This window comes from Gilvimarinus gilvus, assembly GCF_030518155.1.
Lineage (GTDB): Bacteria > Pseudomonadota > Gammaproteobacteria > Pseudomonadales > Cellvibrionaceae > Gilvimarinus > Gilvimarinus gilvus.
The window spans coordinates 1-515 of the sequence record NZ_JAULRU010000842.1 but is presented as its reverse complement, the minus strand read 5'-3'; the positions used below and the strand labels follow the sequence as shown (position 1 = coordinate 515).

Sequence of the window (515 nt, the reverse complement as noted above, 5' to 3'; positions counted from 1 at the left end):
ATTAGTTGTACCAACTAAAACTGGACGTTTGTCATCTTGAGATAAACGGACAATTTCCTCGATTACTGCTTTATATTTTTCACGATTTGTTTTGAAAACAATATCATTTTTATCGTTACGTAAAATTGGGCGGTTTGTTGGAATAGAAACAACATCTAATTTGTAAATTTCCCAGAACTCACCTGCCTCAGTTTCCGCTGTACCAGTCATACCTCCTAACTTGTTGTACATACGGAAGTAGTTTTGTAATGTAATTGTTGCAAACGTTTGTGTAGCTGCTTCAATTTTTACATTCTCTTTTGCTTCAATTGCTTGGTGCAATCCATCAGAATAACGACGACCATCCATAATACGACCTGTCGATTCGTCAACGATTTTTACTTCACCTTCAACCACTACATACTCGATGTCTTTTTCGAATAATGTATATGCTTTTAACAATTGGCTTAATGTATGAATACGCTCAGATTTGATTGAGAAGTCACGGAAAAATTCTTCTTTCATTTGAAGAATTT

1 protein-coding gene is annotated in these 515 nt (G+C 34.8%); it reads right to left on the bottom strand.

The window, feature by feature from the left end; all coding sequences use genetic code 11:
• Nucleotides 1-504: preprotein translocase subunit SecA (locus QWI17_RS23515; protein ID WP_441294604.1), on the bottom strand; the 504-nt coding region annotated here is incomplete at its 3' end.
• Nucleotides 505-515: the final 11 nt, after the last annotated feature.